Source organism: Alteromonas sp. ABV4_515, from assembly GCF_056160345.1.
In genome coordinates this window covers 467,757-486,104 of record NZ_JBSWWZ010000002.1, presented here as the reverse complement: position 1 = coordinate 486,104, position 18,348 = coordinate 467,757, and the positions used below count along the sequence as shown (strand labels likewise).

Below are 18,348 nucleotides of genomic sequence, written 5' to 3'. Positions count from 1 at the left end.
AGTTAGTACATGCCGCCGTTTACGCTAATCACTTGACGGGAGATATATCGGGCTTCATCAGAAACCAGAAATCCAATCGTATTGGCAACATCATCCACGTTACCAAATGTCCCCAGCGGAATCATTTTTTTCGCTTCATCGGCCACCGCACCTTCAATCATGCCGGTTTCGATAACACCGGGCGCCACACAGTTTACGGTGATTTTTCGCTTACCGAGTTCAATAGCCAGGGCTTTGGTTGCACCAATAATTCCCGCTTTAGATGCACTGTAATTGGTTTGTCCGCGGTTGCCCATCAGGCCAGATACCGACGACAGCGTTACGATGCGGCCACCCTGGCGCAGCCTGATCATTGGCATGATCACCGGATGCAACACATTGTAAAATCCATCAAGATTGGTGTGAACAACGCCATCCCATTCATCACCTGTCATGGCTGGGAACGCAGTATCCCGGGTTACACCGGCATTACACACCACACCGTAATACGCGCCATTTTGTTCAATATCCGCTTCAATAGCCGTTTTGGTTCCTTCTCTGTCGGCAATATCAAACTGCAAAGCTACAGCATTTCCGCCATCAGCAAGAATGTCGTTGACCACTTTTTTCGCGGCCTCTTTACCACTGCGGTAATGCACCGCCACGGCGAAGCCTTGCGCCGCCATCTTGTAAGCTGTTGCTTTACCAATACCACTGCTGGCACCTGTGACGAGGATTCTTTTTTGCTCAGACATGAGATCCTTTTTCCTTATTTTCCGGCTTGCCGTTAAACAGGCTTATAGCCGCAATAAAATTAATCGTATTTCCAATCAGAATAATGCTGCCAAAGGCTTGCACAACCGGCATGGCGCTGAATGCCAACAAACCGAATGACAACAAACTGGTGATCGCCGAGAGTAAAATAGCCTGCTGGGTGGTATCAGGCTTGTCTGCCATTTCCCGGGCAAAAATGATGTAGTCCATACCCAGGCCAAGTACCAAGAATAACGCCATGATGTGAAACACATTCAGCGCCTGACCGGCCAATAGCACAGCAGCAACGGCAATCAAACTGGCAGAAGCGGGGATAAGTAAAAGTTGAATAACAGACGCACTGCGGTACCACAGCGCCAGCAAAAGCGCGACCAGTACGTAAGCAATGACTAACAGCATAGCCCCAGTTTCGCGCTGAGACTTAAGTGCCTTCGATGCATTGCCCAAGGTGTTCACATACTCAATGGCAGGAATCGCCTCGGCAGCGGCCTTCAATGCTGTTAAATCACTGTTTTTGCGAATAAGTACGAAGCTGTATATCTGCCCGTTTTTCTCACTCCAGAGCGGAGGAAGTGTGGCGATCTGGCTTGATAGCTTGATAAAATCAAGGACCTTTCCGGCAGCGTTTGTGTATTCGGCTTTTACCGGTGACACTGATTCAGCCGGCAATCCCAACGCAGCAGCAAATACATCAAGAACGCCGCCCTGCCCATAAAGTTTGGCCTGGGAAGCATAATCTGCTCGCTGCCTTTCAGGCGAAGGCAGCCAGTCGCCAATACCGCTCACGGTGGCTTTGTTCACGCCGGGAAATGCATAAAAATCTTCCAGCGCATTAAATATGTCTTGAGGTTCTTGCCCGCGTACAAGCAAATACCGTCCGGGCTCGTAAACCTGGGTGAGCGAAGATACAGCTTGTTCCTGCTGCAATAACGTAGGGGATACATGGAAAAAACGGCGAGGATCATCATTCACTTTAAGACCACCACTCAGCACATACAGCAGACTACCCGCAGCGAGCAATAACCCGGTGGCCGCGAGCGCTTTTGGGCGACGGGCAACAACACGTTGCAACGACGCAATAACCGCTTTCAACATAGTCTGGCGGGCTTCAATAGGACGGCGCACCACCCAAGGGCCCAGCAGCATCACACACAGCCAGGCCATGCCCAAACCGGCGCAAGAGAAAAGCGCAATTTTCTTTAGAATGGTTAAATCGGCAATACTTAAGGCGCCATAACCTACTAGCGAGGTAATCACACTAAGCACCATAGCCCGATAAAGTACGCCGTGGTGTCGTGAAGTCTGCGCGTTTACTTGCGACGCGCTCGATAGAAAGTGATAAAAATAATGCAGTGAATAGTCCACCACGATACCAATAAGACTCGCACCGAACACAATAGTAAGTACATGCACAGAGCCAAACACCCACACGCTGGTAAGTATGCCAAAGCCAACGCCGGCGGCAATGGAACTGAGCGCCAGGGTAAGCGGTAACAACGAGCGAAATACCAGCAGCATGAGCACCAGCACGCCAGCTATCGAACCCACTGCAATCAGTTGAATGTCAGCTTTTGCAGACTGCGCAGAATCAACAGCGAAAAAGAACATGCCGGAGTGCAGTACCGACACATTGAATTCATCGCGTACAGATTGCTCTGCTTCGGTAATTTGCTGATAAACTTGGTTTTGTTCAGCCATACCGCCAGGAAAGTCATTAAAAATCACGGTGAAGGTGTTTACGTATTCCCCTTCCGCTTCGATAGACTCGGTGGATTCAATTTGCTCGGTCAGCCCCAACAGGTAATCGGAAAACCAACCGAGGGGATCTTTTTCGAACGGCACCATTCTGATCCCTTCCCCCAGTTGATAGAGCTTGCGCTGGGCGGCCCTCGCCATTTGTTCCGGGGTGTCGGATTCAAGTGCGTCTCGTTGAGCGTCGGAAAGGAAATTAAACCGGTAGGGCGTAATCGCAGAGAGGTAGCCACCCTGTTGATTTTCGTTGGTGAGTGCTTGTAAGCCTGGCAGCGTGTTGATGGCAGACTGCAACGCCTTGGCGCCGTCTGCGGCGTGTTTTTTGTTGTCGCTTTTCACCACCACAATGAAGCGTTGGCTGATATCGTTGGTCAGTGAATCCAGGGCGTACTGCAACCCGGGGTCGCTCACTTTCTCCGGATTTAAATCATTGAGGTTGGTATCAATCTGAATAGACTGAGGATTTACGCAAGCGAATACGATCCCTGCCACAAGGGTAAAAACGAAGCACAGCCGAATAAAGAGCGACATGGGTTATATTTAATAGGTTTCAAAACGGCCTGGAGAGCGCAACACGCGGCACCAGTCAGTTTTGTCAGCATACAACGCTTCGCATTGTTCGTACGCCTTGCGCTTACCGTCAAACTCGTATGCTTGAATCTTGTCGATGAGCACTTGGGTGTTTTGGCCAGTGGCATCGGTCACTTTTATGGTAACGGCTGGCTGAGCGTTATCGGTGTTTTCCTGACTAATGCGAATGGCATCCAGCCCTTTGCGCATCATGTCGCTTTCCGGTATCAGTAACAGAGCACCACTGTCTTCCTGCGTGATCGCAAATTCGTCTGTAAAGTAGCCGGTATCACCCTTAAGTAACCGAATAAAAATATTCGACATGATATAGCGGGCTACTCCACTCAACGGCGTGAGTGTACCGTCGTCCTCTGCCCTGAAGTTGTTTGTACCATTTACGTATAAAATAGCTTCACTGAATGGCTCGATGGAGTGCCATACCAACCCCAAATCGCAGGAATAATAAAAGTCTCCTGCCGATTTCAATGGTACCGGTAGCCCTTCCATTGCTTTTTGCTGGCTGAAGTGTCCGGAAAAGTGACAACCCGAAGGAAACATCGACGACAGTAAGGTTTCTTCATTGGCGGAGCTCTGCTCTGCCAAGGCCGATACACTCACAACACTGAAAAGGACTAAACCCAAACGGGCTGGCGAAAAGCGACTCATGATTGGCTTATCCATGCATTGATTGCGTCAGTGAGAAAGGCTGGAGACTCATATTGGGTGATTTGTTCCGGCATCGCAACCGCAAACTGGGTCGTTTTGGCTTTGGTGAACACTTCGCCGGTGTCGCGATCTTTTATCACATAACTGATCTTCAGCCGGTTTTCCCATTCAGTCAACCAGGATTCCACTACTACTTTTTGTTCAAACAGCAGAGGCTTAATGTACTTCACCTGAATATCAACAATGGGAAAAAAGAATCCCTGCTCTTCCATGACGCTGTACGGGCAACCTATTTCAGACAACAATGCACACCGGGCCATTTCGATGTATTTTGGATAATTGCCGTGCCAGACCACGCGGTATGCATCCACATCGAAAAAAGGAATATCGATATTCAGGCTATTTTTTTTCATGGTATTACGCTTTTGCAGGTAACTCGGCGAGTACGTCGACCACGTCTTGAATTGTTCTTACCTGCTTGAACTGCGACGGTGAAATTTCAACGTTAATGCTCTTTTTCAGATCTACCAGCAAATCGACCGCATCGATACTGTCGATATCTAAGTCTTCGTAAAGACGGGCTTCCGGCACGATTTCCGCTGGCTCAAGCTCGAAAAGATCAACCAGAGTGTCTCTGACCTGATCAAGAATATTTTGTTTTTCCGCATTCATTTCGCATTCCCTCTATGAATTTTCCAGCTGTTCCGGCGTTGCCGCTATCTCTGTTGACAGCTGTTTGTTGTAATAGTTTTCCAGAAATTGAGTGAGATGTCTGTACTGCTTAGGTCGTGGTAGCGTGGTGTCGATACATTCGTCTAACGCCATCAACTCACCTGAACGCAGTGTAAAAGCCGGGCCGCCTGGTGGAATATCGTACCACTTATCGCCTTTTTTCAGCGCCCGCGGATAACACTCTATCATCACCGGCATAATAGACGCATTAACAGCCACCGCCATATTGGCCGCGCCTCGCTTAAAGCGTAAAACGTTATCTTCTTTGGTGCGGGTGCCTTCGGGAAAAATAAGAATATTCTCACCGGCTGCCAGCTTGGCCGCGGCCATAGGTAATATCTGCTCGGCATTATTAGGAATGAACCCGGCCTGACGCACCACTGCACCGGTAAAAAAGTTATCCCACACCGCGCTTTTCACAAAACAGCACATTTGCTCGTTGACGGCGAGTAACAATACCACATCGATTAACGACGGATGATTCGCAATGAGAATATGCCCGGGGCGTGCGGTATGCATTGAGTCTAAGTCGAAGGAATAGCGGATCAGCCCAAAGAAACGCATGATACGGATGAACGTGAGACACCCTTTATGAATACACCAACGGATCATGCGCTGCTTTTTCGCCGGCGAAATAATAGTAACCGGACTCATCAAGCGGAAGAAAACCCCAACCAGCAACGCGCCTACACCAAAAAGGGTATAGCTCACGCCAGCACTGAAGATTTGCCAGGCTTTGCGCAGCTTTGTGACTACCATGCCTGCGCCCTTACGTGATGAGAGCGCCGTGGCTTCAGAAGAGAGCGCGCTAGACACAGAAACATTCTATTTCGACCAGCAAGTCTTTGCGGCAGATATCCGCAAGGGTGTACACCGCATCGACGTCTGGATATTGAGTCGAAAGCCAGTCGCGTACAAAAGCCGCATCTTTGGCGTGACGAATATAGACTTTAAAGGTAGACAGCTGACAACCTTCCGGGTTTGCCGTTTCCAGCAGGTGACGAATATTAGACATTGTCACCGTAAGCTGCATTTTCAGGTCGCCCTCGCCACGGGTTTGATGCCCGGTAATGCTGGCGGTACCTGAAATGAACAGGAAGTGAGAATCAGCAAGGGTTAGCGCGGTAGCACGAGCAAACGAAGGGCTGGAAATACCGTACTCACGAGGATATTCGTAAGCGTTAACTTGATGATGATTGTTATAGTGACGTGGCTCCACCTTACTGGCAAACACGTAAAAAACCGCACCGTCGGTATGATGACCGAGTGCTGAGGCTGACGGAAAGCTTTGCGGCGGCATACCAGCAGCCTCAAACGCATTCAAACGTCCGGTACAAAACTTTTTGTACAACTCATTGTCGCCTTCACCCACGTTTATCGACGGCAAATAATTCCAAAAGCGAAATGGATGTACAAAACCCTGGGCTTTTAAGATATTCAAAATGGAAGAATAGGCCGCATAGGTTTGTTGTTCGATGTCTTCACATTCGTCTTTGGTGAGCCAATGGGCAACACAAATTACGTCGTCGGTTTTAGACCAGAAGCATTTACCCGTTTGCCCTCGGCTAACCTCACCTTCTATTAACCACAGTTCATTGCCGGCATTTTCAACCGCGCCTTCTAACCCGGTAGCAATAAGACCATTACCAAACGGTTCACATTGATTAGTAAGTGGCATTACCGCCAGCGCGTTTACACTGGAGATTAATTCGTTAGCGGGCGAGGAACAAAATTGCTGTTTTAACATGGGACAACTGAATTTGGTGTGACTGCAAACACGAATGATGGTGCAAACAGGCAGAGAAAAACTGATTTAAACCAACTCCCTGACGCTCTGCTTGCTTATTTTCAGACGATCATTCCATGATACAGAATTAGTTTTTGACTGGGCGGTAGTTTAAACTAGCGAAAATCGAAAATAAAGCGAATGGACGCATCCTTTACCTTGGCTGTTAACATTCGTGAACACCAGTAAATCAATTATTCATGTCAAATACGTTTCCGCTAGTTACCCGCACATCTGAAGATGCAATTGCCTTTCTTACACAGCCTATAAACGCCGTTGGCCTTGATGTAGGGCCCGTGTCTACGAATCAGTTTCTCAATCATGTCAATCAGGTGGCTGAAGCGCTGACCCATCGTGGTCATGCTATTAATCTTTGTGAAAACCGCTACCTCTTTCTGGTGGGACTTTGCGCCGCAATTTTACGCGGTACAACCACCTTATTACCGTCGAGCAAAAATGTCGCCACGCAGGATCAATTAAACGAAGATTATACTGATTGTTTTATCATTCATGACGGCGGAGAAATTAGCCCAAACCTGCCGGCATTCGATATTCTGTCTGCAAACGCACCGGTTCAAAATCGCACTGTGGATGTGCCTGTTGTTGAAGATGACTTTCTAGCTTGTATTAGCTTTACTTCCGGCTCTACCGGAAAGTCGAAACCGAATCTTAAGTACTGGCGCACCTTGCACCGCAGCAGCCTGATTAACTACACCTTCATGATCCCGGATTGTGAAGAGACCTTGTATCAATTGGCCACCATGCCGGCACAACACATGTGGGGGTTTGAAACTTCCGCGTTATTGCCGTTATTCAGTAAAGTTTGCATGAGTGATGCAAAGCCGCTGTTCCCACGGGATATTCTGGATTCCTTCGCGGCTTTGCCGGAACCCAAGCAACTGGTTTCCACCCCTGTACATTTGCGGGCGCTGTGTGCCGATATGACCACTGACGTTCACGCCCACTCCGTGCTGTGCGCCACGTCCCCGCTTACCACTGAACTTGCCACCGAAGTGGAGCAGAAATTCAACGCGCCATTAAGAGAAGTGTACGGTTGCAGTGAAGTGGGCTCAATGGCGGTACGACGTTCTGCCAAGGAGCAAGCCTGGTTTAAGTTTGAAGGCATTGATTTTGCGCAGGACGACGGTACCACCACGGTGCGCGCTGAACATTTGCCCTCAGATACCGTACTGCAAGATTTCATTGAATTTAAAGATGACAATCACTTTGTATTGTCTGGCCGGGCAAGCGACTTGATAAAGATTGCCGGTAAACGGGGTTCACTATTTACCATTAATCAAACGCTGCTGACGTTTAAGGGCCTGGAAGATGGCATTGTGATTCATCCTGAATCAGCAGGCCCGGTAACCCGCCTTGTCGCCATTGTGTCGCTGAAGCAAGGTGTAGAAAAAGCGGAATTGGTGCGCTTCTTACAAGCCCGTTTAGACAGTGCTTTTGTGCCGCGACCTGTGTACGTGGTAGATGCCCTGCCCCGCGAACCTAACGGTAAGCTGCTGCGCAAAAACATTGATGCGCTCCATGCGTCACTGAAAAAGAAAAGATGATCAGTTTACCGGCAGTTAAATAAAAAGGGCGTCCCGAGAAATTCATGACGCCCTTTTTGTTTGTTTTTCACGGCAATGTTTTGCGTTTAAACCCGCTTTATGATCAACGAGGTATTGATACCGCCAAAGGCAAGGTTATTACTCATAAAGCAATCGGTTTTGATTTCGCGGCATTCCTGGCGGATGTAATCCAGCGGTGCACATTCTGGATCAACGTTATCCAGATTCAATGTGGGTGCAAACCAGTTTTCTTTCATCATATTAATGGTTGCCCACACTTCAAATGAGCCGCAAGCACCCAACGTATGGCCGGTATAGCTTTTCAGCGAACTAATTGGCTTAGCGCCCACAACCTGATAGGTCGCATTACTTTCCACAATATCACCGTGCTGCGTTGCCGTGCCGTGTGCCGATACATAACCAATGTCATCGGCGGTTACACCGGCATCTTTCATGGCTGAGGCCATCACGCGTTGCACCGTTTCTGGATTAGGTTTAACCAAATAAGCACCGTCGGTATTGGTGGCGTAACCCGTGACTTCAGCCAGGATGTTCGCACCACGGGCTTTTGCATGTTCGTAGGACTCAAGAATAAGCGTACACGCACCCTCACCCAGTACCAGGCCGTCACGGTCGCGATCGTAAGGCCGAGGCGTGGCTTCCGGGGTATCATTTTTGGTGCTGGCCGCGAACAGGGTATCAAATACCGCTGCTTGGGAAGGACACAATTCCTCTGCGCCACCGGCAATCATCACATCCTGCTGACCAAACTTAATGGCTTCATACGCATAGCCAATGGCCTGGCTACCCGCCGTACAGGCACTCGATGTGGTGTACATGCGACCCTGGGTACCAAAATACACACTAATGTTCACCGCAGCGGTGTGGTTCATCATGCGCAGATAGGTGCTGCTGTTAATGCGAGAAGTCGAAAAGTTCTCAAGCATAGGGGCAAATTCCAGTGCTGCTTCACTGCTGCCTGTGGCGGAACCGTAAGCTACACCCGTCGCAGAAGAGCGGATCACCGGATCATCTGTTAGGCCAGCATCAGCCAGCGCACGCTCTGTGGCCAGCACACCCATTTGGGCAACACGGCCCATGCTGCGCTTTTTCTTTTTGGTGTAATGATCGGGCAACGCAAAGTCGTGAATGGGAGCAGCCAGATAGGTGCCAAGACCGTCATACTTTTTCCAGTCTTCCATGTAGCATACTGCTGATTTCATCGACTGAAGCGCAGATTTTACCTGCGACCATTCATCACCCAGTGCAGACACTACACCGGCTCCGGTAATCACAACCCGTCTGTCATTATTGTTATTCAAACTACATCCTTTTCTTTAAACCGGCCGGCGGAAAACCGACAAACTCGCCGTTGCCAAACACTGCACTTTGCTACCGTCTTGCGGCTCATTTTCAATGAAGCAATCGAACGTTGCAAGCCCATCGCCCACCAGCGCTTTTTCTTCACAGCGCACCGTGTACTTACCCGGCGCAAAGTAATCGCAGTGGGTTTTAAATGACCGCGTACCGAGCAGAAACCCTAAATGCGGCGACACTTTCCCCAGAGCAAGCTGATGCCCGGCGATAAGCGCGGCAGTCTGGCCCATGTATTCCAAACCAATCCAGGCAGGGACGCCCTTATCAGCTTCAAAAAACGGGCTTTCTTCATCAACGTAGGTACGCGATGCCGATGAGGTTTCGGTGATATCCAGTACTTCGTTAATCAATAACATGGGCGGACGGTGAGGAATTAACTCAAACAACCGGCTGTCGAAACGGGTTTCCTGCGACATTACTTCCCTTCCCCTTTGGTGCCCGCTGTTAAAGACGTGGTATCGCCGGGCTGCCAGAAATCATAAAAATTAAACCATTGATACGGTGCGTTAAGGCAATGTGCTTCCAGTTTCGACGCAAACTGTTGCGCATAATGCTGTAAATCCTGCTGGCGAGTTTTGCGGTTGATCTGCAATTTGTCACACAACGGCGCCACATCAAACAACACCTTGTTGTCTGCCGCTTTATAGCGATAAGCAAACATCAGCTTTACCGGGCAGGCCAACGCTTTTGCCAGCATGTAAGGGCCGATGGGTAGCGGTGCTTGTTGCCCTAAAAATTGAACTTCAACGGTACGTTCCAGGCCGCTCAAGGGCACACGGTCACCGGCAATAAACACCCACTCGCCAGCATCAATTTTTTCTTTCAGCATCATGATGGTGGTAACATCAAATTCATCAACCTGGAAGACATTAAGGCGGGATTCGTTATTTTCGTCTTGCATCATTTTAACGAAGTTGCCGGCGTGCTTATCGTACACCAGTATATTGATAACCTTGCTGCGATAACGGTGCATAAAGCCCCGGCAAAACTCCAGGTTACCAAAATGAGAGCCAATAATGAGTTGACCTCGGTCGTCATTGTGCAGGGCATCAATATTCTCTGGCGAGCTGAGTACGAAGTCTTTTTCGGTAATTTCGTCTAACCAGCCCAGCATCTTATCCAGAATCACTTCGGCAAAGGTTTTGAAATGCAGCAGAACATGTCGATAGCCAGGCTTACGCTGCAAAACTTCAGGTTTGAAGCGGTAGTGCGCATTCAAATATTGCAACGATGCTTCACGCTGCTCCTTGCGGCACAGGACAAAATACAGCGCCACCGGATACATGATGACCGAAAACACTTTACGGCCGCATACCCGGTAAATAAAAAACACCAGTCGCATGGCTGCCATGGTGCCGGCTTCACGGGTTTGCGACCAGTGAGCCTGCTGTTCTGTGGTTGCGGTTTTATCTGACGCCGTCATCGTGCCCCTCTTACTTACCTAACAAGGCACGAACGCGAGTGACTAACAATTTTGGCAAACGAACAAGCATGCCAAACATCAACCGTACATGCAGCCGGATCAGCATGAGGTTATCTTTCAGATAATGAAAATGGGATACGGTGTTTTCGTGATAAATCACCTTGGTAGGAATGAAATGCAAATCGATGCCTGCCCATACCGCTTTCACCAGCAGTTCCGGGTCAAAATCCATGCGTGGGCCAAGGTAGTAATTATCGAATACTCGCTCGATTTGTTTGATGGGATACACCCTAAAGCCGCACAGGCCGTCTTTAATTTGCAAAGATAGGGTTTCCAGCGCTACCCAAAAATCGGTAATTTTGCGGCCGTACTTTCTGGCGAACGGCGCGGTTTCATCAAAATAAGGCTGACCGGAGATAAAGGAATCCGGGTGAGAGCGACTGTAATCCAGCAGTTTTTGCGCGTCATCGATGTTGTGCTGGCCGTCTGCATCCAGTTGCAATACGTGGCTAAAGCCCATCGCACTGGCGTGATAACAGCCGGTGATCACCGAAGCACCTTTACCACGGTTCGTCTGGTGTCTGACAAGATGAAAATCTGGGTAAGGTTTGAGTAGTGCTTCTACCCTCGCCACGCTTTCTTCACCACTGCCATCATCTACCACAATGCAGGGTAAATTCAGTGACGCCAGCGCCGGCAGAAACTTTTCAAACAGCACTTCGTGTTTGTAATGAGGAACAATAATGCAATATTTCATGATGCGGAAAACTTAAAACTGCCCGTGGAGAATGAGTCCGTTTCGTTGGAGAAGTGAAACGAAACACTGCCTTTAGCTGCATTGTGATTGAGCGTGAGCTGCATCTTTGCACCCGGCATGACCATGGTTTTGAATTTGATGTTGGAGAGTTGATGAAAACGGCTATCGCTGATAAACAACGCTTTTGCCAGCTTTCCCGCCCAGTCTATCTGCACCACACCGGGCAGCACTTTATGATCAGGAAAGTGACCGTCGAACCAGGCAAGATCTTCGCTTACCTTAAGCGTGATCTCAGCAGACGCTTCATCTATTTTTACGGCCGTAATATCTGGCCCTTCCTGCGCGTTAAACAGTGCTTTCAACGCATGTATATCAGTCATCAACAATCTTATGCTTCTTTTTGTAGTGGCGCCGAAAGAGTAATTCAGCAACCACAAATACGGCAAAAATCAGGTAGGACAGTAAACCGTTGTAGAGTGTCCATACAGCTAAACTGCTGAACCAAACTGTCCAGGCGGCCACTGCGGCATTGAATAACAGCAACAGCCCCCACGCCAGGCTCAGCGCCCTGAGATAACCTTTTGCCTGTGCCGGCGGATTATGTCCACCAGCCCGGGCGAAGCGCTCAATCAGGGTATGCTCATCAAGCAACGAAATCAGGAACAACATTCCCATTCCGGCGCTCATGATCACAGGGTAACATTTCAGCAGTATTTCACTGTTTAGAAATATAACCCCGACGCAATATAACGCAATCACGGCAGTCATCAACCAGTCACTGGTTTTACGATGCCTTCCTGCAACCACCAGCCTGAATATAGCTACTAACAGCAACGCCGCACCGAACCAGCGGGGGTCTATCTTGTCGATGTTGAGCCACACCACAAACGGGTAAGCCACAGACACAAGAACAAAGAGCAGCGGAATTAAATCCTTCGGGCCTCGCTGCCGCGGTGATGCACTCACGCCAGCACGCTTTGCCTGTAATTTCCCAGCACCGCACGTTCTTCATCATCAATCTTCGTGGTGGCTTCGTCGCTCAGCATATCTTCAAAGTACGGGACAATTTTCTGCATAATGGCAATGTTCTTCTCCAGTGCCATTTCCACATCAATATCCGGGTTTTTCAGTACGTCGTTGAGCTCGCCCAGACACGGCACCAGGAATTGATCCATAAAGCTGCCTTTGGCGGGTAAAACCAAACGCTTCTGTGCTCTTTCAGCCAGCAATATCTGCATTTTCTTATTCAGCTTCTGGGTTTTCAGCAGGTTCGGGGTAATTTTACGCATGGTGTCTAAGTCGCCGATAGCGTCGGTGAAAAACAGCAAGGCAAACACACCCCAGTAGTAGGTGTAATCCCAGACCAGCTTAATTGACATCATCTTACGATCGCCAAAACCGCCATACTGATCTTTGTAAATTGACAGGGTGTTCTCAAAGAACGAGTCGTAAAACTTGTGGAACAAGGCCGCTTCAAAACGAATGTCCTGCCCTTTCTTGTCACGCTCGATAAGATGGGTAACAAAGGTATTATTCAGCGCGATGAAATCGCTGCCCGGTGAATAGAAAGGGTCTGCAAAGGCACCGGCTTCGCCCGTCATGGCCCAGCCAGAGTCTGAGAACATTTGCTTGCAGCCGTAGGAATAGCCTTGCATGACTTTAAAGTCGAGCAGTTCCGCCCCTTCAATAGCCGCTGCGCAAAGTGGATGTTCTTGTTGTAGCCACGCCATGGTGTCTTCAAAGGTGCTGATTTTGCTGTCGGCCAGCGCTTTATCGTCCATGACGATACCAAAGCTGGTGGCGCCGGACGCAAGAGGAATAATCCACACCCAGTAACCGGGGCCCATTAGGTGATTGGTGCTTAACCAACGTTTGCCCGGTTCAAGGACACGATTTTGCCAGGCTTCATTATCAGACCATTCATCGATAATGACCCGCTTATTGATTCGGAAGAAAACCGCATTGCCTTGATGGCCGGTTTCAGTCTGCAAGTTCAGCTTATTTCGTAGCAATGCCTGACGGCCCGCTGCGTCGACTAACCAACGCCCCTGAACCGTAATTGTGTCGTCACCGCGACGGCAAACCACAGTGTGATTTTTATCGCCCAGTTCAATGTCTTCGGGTACTGCGCCATCAATAAATACCACGCCTTTTTCTTTCAGCATGGTGTAGAGGTAGTTTTCCAGCGTGCCACGTTCAATTTGATAAGCCGGAATACCGAAAAGCTCGCTTACGCCCAGTTCATCATAATCGCTGTAGTCGTTTTGCACTTTACCGAAGAACAGTCTGAGGCCGTACTTACGCAAATGCTTTTCCTTGAAATGGTCTTTCAGGCCAAGTACATCGGTAAAGTAGTGCGCACCAATTTCAACCGTAGACTCTCCCACTTTTGCCGTGGTGTCGTTTACCGGAAAGGTGTTCTTCTCAATTATGGTTATGGCGTAAGTGTCGTCGCGGTTAAGCAGCTGCAGCGCCAGGCTCATGCCTGCCAACCCGCCACCGGCGATGATAATATCCGTATTCATCTGATCCATCGTTTACCCTTCACATGCTAAAGTGAGACTGGTTCCACTGCTTAGCGGAATGGTGATTTGCCCGTTAGGTTGATTCAACAGCTCAGCAACACACAATACCTTTGCCGCTGGGTTCTGAGCGTACATCTCTGTGAGATACGTACTGTCTGCATTGAGTGCCGGCCAGCTTGCATCTTCCTGCTGATTTACCATTGCCGTTAGCACCTGGCCTTCCACGTCGGCGTCGTGCGGATAAATCACCAGTGAAAACGCAAAGGTTTCCTGATTAGGCAACACGGGGGTCAGAATATCTGCCACCGGCGCATCATAAAACGTGAGCAGCATGGGCACATTTTCAGTTTCGCACTGAATCATGGCTTCAAGAATGGTTAACGACACCGACTCTTCATATCCAGCAACAGAATTGGCCGCGCTCATGGTGCCCGTACTGATAGTCCAATAGCCGGCGGGCGCGTTGTGTACAGAATTATGGAACTTGGTCGGCGACAGTTCTTTATGTTCAGACGCCAATGTTTTGCACATATAGTCGGTAAGGTCGGTATCGCCCAGACCAGAGACAAACACGCAGGTAAGCGTATTGGGCTCAACACCGGCATCTTGCGTAGCCTGCCATGAACTCTCAACCGCCAACTTAACCGGCAACGGGGCCCGGCGTCTTTCATTGGCGGGAATAATACCGGGTTTCGGGCTTTTCAGCTTTGCTTCTGGTAAGTCTGCGCCACCAAGCAGCGCTTGAAGTGCAGACCAGTTTTCAAAGTAGCTGCCCCAGGCACCAGTGCCTGCAATTTTACATTTCAGTGCTTTTGTCTGCATATTACTCTGCCCTGCTAAACAAAAGTGTACAGTTATTACCACCGAAGCCGAATGAATTGGTCATCACGTGTTGACACACTTTCTCTTCGTCTGAGGCTTTAATGGAGAAATCCAGTGCTTCATCTAGCGTTTCCAGGTTCTTCGAACCTGGGATCACGTTGGTGTGCAAGGTATCCATGGCAATAATGGCTTCTGTAATACCGGCTGCGCCCAGGGTATGCCCCATCCAGGCTTTGGTCGATGAACATCGTACAGACGCAGGGAACAATTCGGAAATCAGCTTTCCTTCAATTAAATCGTTAGCCCGGCTGGACGTGCCGTGAAGGTTAATGTAATCCACCGACTCAGGAGACAATGCGGCTCGTTTCAGCGCCTGTGTCATCGACAATCTGGCACCTAATCCATCAGGATGTGGGTGCGACATATGGTGTGCATCTGAGCTTTCGCCATAACCGGCCAGCGTGATGCCCCGGCCATTGTCATTTTCGCCCGCGCGCTGCAGAACAGCAAAACCGGATGCTTCACCCAGGTTTATTCCGTCTCGATGCTGATCGAAGGGCTTACACGGGTTCGGCGACAGTAGCTGCAGCGAATTAAAACCGTGCAGCACACTCAGACACAGCGTATCCACGCCGCCTACCAGCACTGCATCGACAATACCGGTTTCCAGCCAGCGAGCGCCGGTGGCAAACACTTTGGCGGAAGAAGAGCACGCGGTGTTAATCGTGAGTGATGGGCCTTTAATGCCGGAAAGGTGAGTAGCAAACAAGGCTGGTGCATGAGGATTATGCACAAACGGCTGCTTGAACGCTTCGGATAACCCATTGTCGCTGTTGAGTTTGGTATAGGCTTCTTCAGTACGGTCGATACTGGACGTACTTGAGCCCATAACTAAACCAATGCGGGCAGCGCCGTATTTGCTGATTAACGCTGAAACCGTGTGGCGAATCGTGCCCTGTTCATAACCTAATACAGCAAGAGCATTGTTTCGACTTTGCCATTGCCCCAGGTCATCCACGCCATTGATTTGCTCAACAAGGCCAATCCAGGTGTCTAAATCTGAACCTGGCAGGTTGTTCTTAATCAGGCCGCTTTTATGCTGTTTGAGTGAAGTCCGTAAGGCGCCGAGGTTAACCCCAGCTGCCGAACAGGATTCGTAATCGATGATATCTATTTTCATGTCGTCAAAGATAACCCTCAAATAGCTTTATTTACCGCCGATCCGAGGGTAACCGCCCGATTTTATTTATTCTTTTCAACAAATGCGGTTAAGCTGCGTAAGGTCTCGAACGCTTCGCGTGTGCCTTCGTCTTCCGCTTTAATTTGTACGCCGTATTCTTTTGATATCGCTAATGAAATTTCCAGCGCATCAATAGAATCGAGTCCCAGACCGTCACCGAACAATTGATCTTCCGGATCAATTTCTTCCGCTTCCATGTCTTCTAAATTGAGGGCTTCAACCAAAAGTTCAGCCATTTTTAATTCGGATTCTGTATGTGTAGCCATAGTTGATACTGTCCTTACTATGTACGCTTCTCTCTGAAAGGGCGCTAGTTTAAACTAATGTTACAATAAAAACTATTTCTGCAACCCGGCATGTTTTCAGATTTAATTTTCGCCAAACCAGCGCAAAACATCGGTGATCAAGATGTACACCTGTGGCTACTTGATACTCGTCAGTATGAAGAAAATCACCAATTAGCGCTGTTTCGCTCAGTGCTGTCAGATAGCGAACTTCGCCGTATATTGCAGTTCCGCAAGCCTGAAGCGCAACAGCGATTTCTCATAGCCCGGGGGGCTCTTCGCTTGCTTCTTGCAGCATTACATCCTGGCCTTCCGCCCGCTGATATAGCGTTTATTTTCAATGACTTTGGCAAACCTGCTTTACGCACGAATCCTCTTAACATTCACTTTAATGTTTCCCATTCTGGCAACATGATTGTGATTGCCATCGCTCGCGGCCGCGAGTGCGGCATAGACATAGAAAAACTCGATGTATCACGTAACGTACGTGACCTCGCAGCGTTTTATTTCCATCCACTGGAACATGCGTTGCTATTAAATGCACCCGATGAAACTGCGCAACTGAAGCACTTTTACGCGCTTTGGACATTGAAGGAAGCGTTCATTAAGGCAGAAGGAAAAGGCATGGCCATTGCCGGCGATAGTTTTTATTTTTCAGACATCGATTCTGCGCAACCAAAGGTGACGATAACCCCAAACTCACAGGCCAGCGGGCGGCGGTGGCGTTTTGGCCAGCAATGCTTTGGCGATGATTTCAGCATGGCCCTGGCGGTGGCAGAAAATGATGAACCAGAACTGTCGGTAATGTGTAAACGTTTAATCGTTTGAGCGCCAGTGAACCTGATGCACTAGCCTGATTGTTAAAAGGTAACGTGTGCTAAATCATTGAAAGTACGCTAACGTAGGCTGTCGGTAAGCGTATTGCCACATAAATACATGCCTGAAAACAATGCAGGTTCAGGAAGTTATCACTGTAGTAAAAGGAGTTTGCAGTGCAGCAGTTTTTACAAACCATGAAAGCGGCAATGAAGCGGGCTGACACGCCATTGCTACAGCAGTGGATATCACAACAACAGGTTACTGAATTGCCTGATGTAAGTTGCGAAAAAACGTTCTCGGCGGCGCAAATTGGCGATGCGGTTCAAATCTTTCATCGTAATCACCACTGGCAGCACGACAACATACACCCTTGCTTTTCCCTTTTCCTGGGGCTATCGCAACACGTTGAAACCCTTTCCAGTAAGGCATCACCTTTCCCGCTTATGGGTTTGGTGCACATAGAAAACAACATTGAACAAACACGCCCGTTAACCCATGATGACATGCACATACATTGTCATTTCAGCAATATTCGAATGCATCCTCGCGGTATTGTTGTCGATATTGTCTTGCTGGTGAAACAGCACGGCAGCGTTTGCCAAACCATCACCAGCACTTACCTTTACCGGGCGGCATCCGATACGCTGGCGAAGGGCGATGCAGCCGATACAGAAAAAGCGTCGCTGGCACAAAGCCAAGAGGCAACTACCTCAGCGTTAACGTTCGCGAGCAATGCAGGCAGACGCTATGCGCGAATTAGTGGCGACTACAACCCTATCCATTTATACCACTGGAGTGCAAAGCTGTTTGGGTTCAAACAAGCCATCGCCCATGGCGTTCACGTGTTATCTCGCAGCGTGTCGTCATTAGATTTGTCGTTCATTCACCCACAAGAATCCTTCTCGATCACCAATACCTTTCACTACCCGGTCACATTGCCTTCTGAACTGACACTATGCAGTCATACACTGGCGAATAATGCAGACAACGGTTTGGTGTTTGAATTGCGAAACCCGCAGGTAAAACGCAGAAAACAAGTTTTACTGCGTGGGCAGGTAATTGCGGCAAGAACATAACCATCCCGCTCCTTAAGCGAAGTGTTAGTACGCAATTATTCTCAGTGTTTTGAAAAACGCTGGTTCTCGGTAGAGTTCGCGCGTTACATCTGTCTAAATTCCAACCATTCCTGGCCGCTTAATTCGCTATACGACCACTTAAACATTTAACCCATGCATCATCTCATTCACTTTATTAACCTAAATCAAACATTACTGCGT

20 protein-coding genes are annotated in these 18,348 nt (G+C 48.9%); 3 read left to right on the top strand and 17 right to left on the bottom strand.

The genetic code is table 11. The features are described from left to right. Positions 1-2: 2 nt before the first annotated feature. Genes fabG through ACXAGX_RS06415 form a run of 7 tightly spaced genes read right to left on the bottom strand, consistent with a single transcriptional unit; the run spans position 3 to position 6,220 of the window. Complete coding sequence (gene fabG, locus ACXAGX_RS06445; protein ID WP_474824242.1) at positions 3-734, bottom strand: 3-oxoacyl-ACP reductase FabG; 732 nt, start codon at positions 732-734, stop codon at positions 3-5. Next, positions 727-3,036 (bottom strand): MMPL family transporter, encoded by a 2,310-nt coding sequence (locus tag ACXAGX_RS06440; RefSeq protein ID WP_474837306.1) that lies wholly within the window; start codon positions 3,034-3,036, stop codon positions 727-729. Before ACXAGX_RS06440 ends, fabG begins: the two co-directional genes overlap by 8 nt. Before the next feature lie 9 nt (positions 3,037-3,045). Further along, complete coding sequence (locus tag ACXAGX_RS06435; protein WP_474837304.1) at positions 3,046-3,756, bottom strand: outer membrane lipoprotein carrier protein LolA; 711 nt, start codon at positions 3,754-3,756, stop codon at positions 3,046-3,048. Continuing rightward, the gene (locus tag ACXAGX_RS06430; protein WP_070125611.1) at positions 3,738-4,154 is read right to left on the bottom strand and encodes an acyl-CoA thioesterase; all 417 of its coding nucleotides are present in this window, start codon (positions 4,152-4,154) and stop codon (positions 3,738-3,740) included. The genes ACXAGX_RS06435 and ACXAGX_RS06430 overlap by 19 nt, the downstream gene beginning before the upstream one ends. Positions 4,155-4,158: 4 nt before the next feature. After that, on the bottom strand, positions 4,159-4,413 hold the full coding sequence (locus ACXAGX_RS06425) for an acyl carrier protein (RefSeq protein ID WP_070125610.1): 255 nt from the start codon (positions 4,411-4,413) through the stop codon (positions 4,159-4,161). 12 nt (positions 4,414-4,425) lie between these two features. Beyond that, the gene (locus ACXAGX_RS06420; RefSeq protein ID WP_474837302.1) at positions 4,426-5,289 is read right to left on the bottom strand and encodes a lysophospholipid acyltransferase family protein; all 864 of its coding nucleotides are present in this window, start codon (positions 5,287-5,289) and stop codon (positions 4,426-4,428) included. Continuing rightward, complete coding sequence (locus tag ACXAGX_RS06415; RefSeq protein ID WP_474837301.1) at positions 5,282-6,220, bottom strand: chorismate transformation FkbO/Hyg5 family protein; 939 nt, start codon at positions 6,218-6,220, stop codon at positions 5,282-5,284. Before ACXAGX_RS06415 ends, ACXAGX_RS06420 begins: the two co-directional genes overlap by 8 nt. A 239-nt stretch (positions 6,221-6,459) precedes the next feature. Between ACXAGX_RS06415 and ACXAGX_RS06410 the strand changes: the two genes are divergently transcribed. After that, entirely contained in the window at positions 6,460-7,824 is a 1,365-nt protein-coding gene (locus ACXAGX_RS06410; RefSeq protein ID WP_474837299.1) for an AMP-binding protein, read from the top strand. Between the two features lie 86 nt (positions 7,825-7,910). Here ACXAGX_RS06410 and ACXAGX_RS06405 read toward each other — a convergent pair whose 3' ends face one another. The 10 genes from ACXAGX_RS06405 to ACXAGX_RS06360 all read right to left on the bottom strand — a co-directional run bounded on the left by ACXAGX_RS06405 (position 7,911) and on the right by ACXAGX_RS06360 (position 16,234). Beyond that, the gene (locus tag ACXAGX_RS06405) at positions 7,911-9,146 is read right to left on the bottom strand and encodes a beta-ketoacyl-ACP synthase (RefSeq protein ID WP_474837297.1); all 1,236 of its coding nucleotides are present in this window, start codon (positions 9,144-9,146) and stop codon (positions 7,911-7,913) included. Between the two features lie 15 nt (positions 9,147-9,161). Continuing rightward, positions 9,162-9,617 (bottom strand): hotdog family protein, encoded by a 456-nt coding sequence (locus ACXAGX_RS06400; RefSeq protein ID WP_474837295.1) that lies wholly within the window; start codon positions 9,615-9,617, stop codon positions 9,162-9,164. Further along, positions 9,617-10,624: an LpxL/LpxP family acyltransferase gene (locus ACXAGX_RS06395; RefSeq protein ID WP_474837293.1), complete on the bottom strand. Its 1,008-nt coding sequence runs from the start codon at positions 10,622-10,624 to the stop codon at positions 9,617-9,619. The genes ACXAGX_RS06400 and ACXAGX_RS06395 overlap by 1 nt, the downstream gene beginning before the upstream one ends. Before the next feature lie 10 nt (positions 10,625-10,634). Next, positions 10,635-11,381, bottom strand: coding sequence for a glycosyltransferase family 2 protein (locus ACXAGX_RS06390; protein ID WP_474824222.1), 747 nt, complete (start codon positions 11,379-11,381; stop codon positions 10,635-10,637). Further along, positions 11,378-11,761, bottom strand: a complete 384-nt coding sequence (locus tag ACXAGX_RS06385; protein ID WP_474837291.1) for an ApeI family dehydratase — start codon at positions 11,759-11,761, stop codon at positions 11,378-11,380. The genes ACXAGX_RS06390 and ACXAGX_RS06385 overlap by 4 nt, the downstream gene beginning before the upstream one ends. After that, complete coding sequence (locus ACXAGX_RS06380) at positions 11,754-12,347, bottom strand: COG4648 family protein (protein WP_474824218.1); 594 nt, start codon at positions 12,345-12,347, stop codon at positions 11,754-11,756. Before ACXAGX_RS06380 ends, ACXAGX_RS06385 begins: the two co-directional genes overlap by 8 nt. Then, positions 12,344-13,915 carry an NAD(P)/FAD-dependent oxidoreductase gene (locus ACXAGX_RS06375; RefSeq protein ID WP_474837289.1) on the bottom strand — a complete coding sequence of 524 codons (1,572 nt, stop codon included), beginning with the start codon at positions 13,913-13,915 and terminating at the stop codon, positions 12,344-12,346. Before ACXAGX_RS06375 ends, ACXAGX_RS06380 begins: the two co-directional genes overlap by 4 nt. Positions 13,916-13,918: 3 nt before the next feature. Then, positions 13,919-14,728, bottom strand: a complete 810-nt coding sequence (locus tag ACXAGX_RS06370) for a beta-ketoacyl synthase chain length factor (RefSeq protein ID WP_474837287.1) — start codon at positions 14,726-14,728, stop codon at positions 13,919-13,921. 1 nt (position 14,729) lies between these two features. Next, a complete protein-coding gene (locus ACXAGX_RS06365; protein ID WP_474837285.1) occupies positions 14,730-15,908 on the bottom strand; it encodes a beta-ketoacyl-ACP synthase in 1,179 nt (392 codons plus the stop codon). Between the two features lie 62 nt (positions 15,909-15,970). Beyond that, a complete protein-coding gene (locus ACXAGX_RS06360) occupies positions 15,971-16,234 on the bottom strand; it encodes a phosphopantetheine-binding protein (protein WP_474824210.1) in 264 nt (87 codons plus the stop codon). Between the two features lie 90 nt (positions 16,235-16,324). Between ACXAGX_RS06360 and ACXAGX_RS06355 the strand changes: the two genes are divergently transcribed. After that, entirely contained in the window at positions 16,325-17,080 is a 756-nt protein-coding gene (locus tag ACXAGX_RS06355; protein ID WP_474837283.1) for a 4'-phosphopantetheinyl transferase family protein, read from the top strand. Positions 17,081-17,244: 164 nt separating this feature from the next. Continuing rightward, the gene (locus ACXAGX_RS06350; protein WP_474824206.1) at positions 17,245-18,147 is read left to right on the top strand and encodes a MaoC family dehydratase; all 903 of its coding nucleotides are present in this window, start codon (positions 17,245-17,247) and stop codon (positions 18,145-18,147) included. Positions 18,148-18,348 lie beyond the last annotated feature (201 nt).

Excerpts from the sequence above, each read along its gene's own strand:
- fabG (WP_474824242.1), bottom strand. The coding sequence starts at position 734 with ATGTCTGAGCAAAAAAGAATCCTCGTCACAGGTGCCAGCAGTGGTATT.
- ACXAGX_RS06440 (WP_474837306.1), bottom strand. The coding sequence starts at position 3,036 with ATGTCGCTCTTTATTCGGCTGTGCTTCGTTTTTACCCTTGTGGCAGGG.
- ACXAGX_RS06435 (WP_474837304.1), bottom strand. The coding sequence starts at position 3,756 with ATGGATAAGCCAATCATGAGTCGCTTTTCGCCAGCCCGTTTGGGTTTA.
- ACXAGX_RS06430 (WP_070125611.1), bottom strand. The coding sequence starts at position 4,154 with ATGAAAAAAAATAGCCTGAATATCGATATTCCTTTTTTCGATGTGGAT.
- ACXAGX_RS06425 (WP_070125610.1), bottom strand. The coding sequence starts at position 4,413 with ATGAATGCGGAAAAACAAAATATTCTTGATCAGGTCAGAGACACTCTG.
- ACXAGX_RS06415 (WP_474837301.1), bottom strand. The coding sequence starts at position 6,220 with ATGTTAAAACAGCAATTTTGTTCCTCGCCCGCTAACGAATTAATCTCC.
- ACXAGX_RS06410 (WP_474837299.1), top strand. The coding sequence starts at position 6,460 with ATGTCAAATACGTTTCCGCTAGTTACCCGCACATCTGAAGATGCAATT.
- ACXAGX_RS06400 (WP_474837295.1), bottom strand. The coding sequence starts at position 9,617 with ATGTCGCAGGAAACCCGTTTCGACAGCCGGTTGTTTGAGTTAATTCCT.
- ACXAGX_RS06395 (WP_474837293.1), bottom strand. The coding sequence starts at position 10,624 with ATGACGGCGTCAGATAAAACCGCAACCACAGAACAGCAGGCTCACTGG.
- ACXAGX_RS06390 (WP_474824222.1), bottom strand. The coding sequence starts at position 11,381 with ATGAAATATTGCATTATTGTTCCTCATTACAAACACGAAGTGCTGTTT.
- ACXAGX_RS06385 (WP_474837291.1), bottom strand. The coding sequence starts at position 11,761 with ATGACTGATATACATGCGTTGAAAGCACTGTTTAACGCGCAGGAAGGG.
- ACXAGX_RS06375 (WP_474837289.1), bottom strand. The coding sequence starts at position 13,915 with ATGGATCAGATGAATACGGATATTATCATCGCCGGTGGCGGGTTGGCA.
- ACXAGX_RS06370 (WP_474837287.1), bottom strand. The coding sequence starts at position 14,728 with ATGCAGACAAAAGCACTGAAATGTAAAATTGCAGGCACTGGTGCCTGG.
- ACXAGX_RS06365 (WP_474837285.1), bottom strand. The coding sequence starts at position 15,908 with ATGAAAATAGATATCATCGATTACGAATCCTGTTCGGCAGCTGGGGTT.
- ACXAGX_RS06360 (WP_474824210.1), bottom strand. The coding sequence starts at position 16,234 with ATGGCTACACATACAGAATCCGAATTAAAAATGGCTGAACTTTTGGTT.
- ACXAGX_RS06355 (WP_474837283.1), top strand. The coding sequence starts at position 16,325 with ATGTTTTCAGATTTAATTTTCGCCAAACCAGCGCAAAACATCGGTGAT.